The sequence below is a fragment of the Pseudarthrobacter sp. NPDC059871 genome (assembly GCF_042731175.1).
Lineage (GTDB): Bacteria > Actinomycetota > Actinomycetes > Actinomycetales > Micrococcaceae > Arthrobacter.
In genome coordinates, this window is the sequence record NZ_JBHWJV010000026.1 from 1 (window position 1) to 2,142 (window position 2,142).

The window sequence follows — 2,142 nt, forward strand, 5'->3', positions numbered from 1 at the left end:
TGTCGGTGACGGTCGAAAACTGAGCCATTGTGACGGTTGAAAACTGAGCCACCCGTTCCAAACGATTGGGTGGGTGATCACAGTGGAGGATTGGGCGCTTATTCGGCGGTTGCATCTTGCCGAGGGTGAGTCGATGAGATCGATAGCCGCGCGGCTGGGGATCTCCAGGAATACGGTCGCGAAAGCTGTCAGTGCTGACGGTCCGCCGGCGTACGTCCGTGCGCCGCAGAACTCCGGGATCAAAGCTGTGGAACCGGCAATACGTGCGCTGCTGCTGGAGAACCCGCGGATGCCGGCGACAGTGTTGGCTGAGCGGGTGGGCTGGTCCGGATCGGCAGCCTGGTTCCGGGAGAACGTGGCCAGGATCCGGCCGGAATATGCCCCAGCTGATCCTGCAGACCGGGTCAGCTACGAGCCCGGGGACCAGGCGCAGTGCGACCTGTGGTTCCCTGAGGTCCGGATACCCGTTGGCGCCGGCAAAGCCAGGGTGCTGCCGGTACTGGTGATGGTCTCCTCGCATTCGAGGTTCATCATGGCCCGGATGATCCCGTCCCGGATGACCGGGGACCTGCTGGCCGGAATGTGGGAACTGCTCGGTGGATTGGGGGCTGTTCCGCGGCGGTTGATCTGGGATAACGAAACCGGCATCGGCCGCCGAAACAGATACGCTGCCGGCGTTTCGGCGTTCGCCGGTGTACTGGCCACCCGGGTCGTGCAGGTCAAGCCCTACGACCCGGAAACCAAGGGCGTGGTCGAACGGGCCAACCAGTTCCTGGAGACGTCCTTCCTGCCGGGCCGGATCTTCACCTCGCCGGAAGACTTCAACAACCAGCTCGGCCAGTGGCTGCCGAAGGCCAACACCCGGCTCGTCAGGCGGACCGGCGCCCGGCCCACGGAGCTTCTCGCAGCGGACAAAGCGGCCATGCTGGCGCTGCCGCCGGTTCCACCGGTGACAGGATTCGTCGCGAGGGTCCGGCTGCCGAGGGACTACTACGTCAGGATGGGATCGAATGATTACTCCGTTCACCCGCAGGCCATCGGCCGCTTCGTCGACGTCACCGCCGACCTGACGACCGTCATGATCAGCCTGGACGGCAGATCCGTCGGCACCCACCCTCGGTCGTGGGGATCCGGCCTGACCATCACCGACCCGGCCCACGTCGAGGCGGCAAGGGCACTGCGGAAGGCCTTCCAAACCCCACCGCCCGTGGGTGAAACAACCGGGCTGCGGGACCTGGCGGACTACGACCGCGCCTTCGGTGTCGTCCTCGATGACGGGCAGGTCGCCTGATGGCCGACGTCAAAGAAACGACTGGCCAGATCGAGTACTACTCCCGAGCGATGAAGGCACCCCGGATCCGGGAAGCAGCAACCCGGCTCGCGGACCAGGCCCGTGAAGGAGGCTGGAGCCATGAGGAGTACCTCGCCGCTGTCCTGTCCCGGGAAGTCGCAGCCAGAGAAGCCTCCGGCGCCGAGCTCAGGGCCCGGGCAGCTGGTTTCCCGGCCCGGAAATCACTCGAGGACTTCAACTTTGATCACCAACCCGGCCTCAAACGCGACACCATCGCGCACCTGGCCACAGGGGCGTTCCTCACCGAAGCGTCCAACATCGTCCTGCTCGGACCGCCCGGAACCGGCAAAACACACCTCGCCACCGGGCTGGGCTTACGAGCCACCCAGCTCGGTCACCGCGTCCTGTTCGCCACCGCCATCGACTGGGTCGCCCGGCTCCAGGCAGCCCACCAGAACGGCCGGCTGCCCCAAGAACTGGTCAGGCTACGCCGCTACGGACTGATCATCGTCGACGAAGTCGGCTACATCCCGTTCGAGCAGGACGCCGCAAACCTGTTCTTCCAGCTGGTCTCATCGCGTTACGAACACGCCTCGCTGATCCTGACCTCAAACCTGCCCTTCGCCCGCTGGGGCGACGTCTTCGGCGACCAGGTCGTCGCGTCAGCCATGATCGACCGCATCGTCCACCACGCCGACGTCATCACCCTCAAGGGCTCCAGCTACCGGCTCAAACACACTCAGATCGACTCGCTGCCCTCGACAAGACCGGAAAATACGGCAGAATAACCAGCGTCAAAGTGGCTCAGTTTTCAGCCCGCGAAATGGCTCAGTTTTCGACCATCGCTGACA

General features: G+C 64.7%; 2 protein-coding genes. Both read left to right on the forward strand.

All coding sequences use genetic code 11. The annotated features are described in order from the left end of the window. The first annotated feature begins 73 nt into the window (after nt 1–73). The gene (gene istA, locus ACFV4R_RS20130) at nt 74–1,291 is read left to right on the forward strand and encodes an IS21 family transposase (protein ID WP_377204332.1); all 1,218 of its coding nucleotides are present in this window, start codon (nt 74–76) and stop codon (nt 1,289–1,291) included. Continuing rightward, nucleotides 1,291–2,079: an IS21-like element helper ATPase IstB gene (gene istB / locus ACFV4R_RS20135; RefSeq protein ID WP_377204333.1), complete on the forward strand. Its 789-nt coding sequence runs from the start codon at nt 1,291–1,293 to the stop codon at nt 2,077–2,079. Before istA ends, istB begins: the two co-directional genes overlap by 1 nt. Nucleotides 2,080–2,142: the final 63 nt, after the last annotated feature.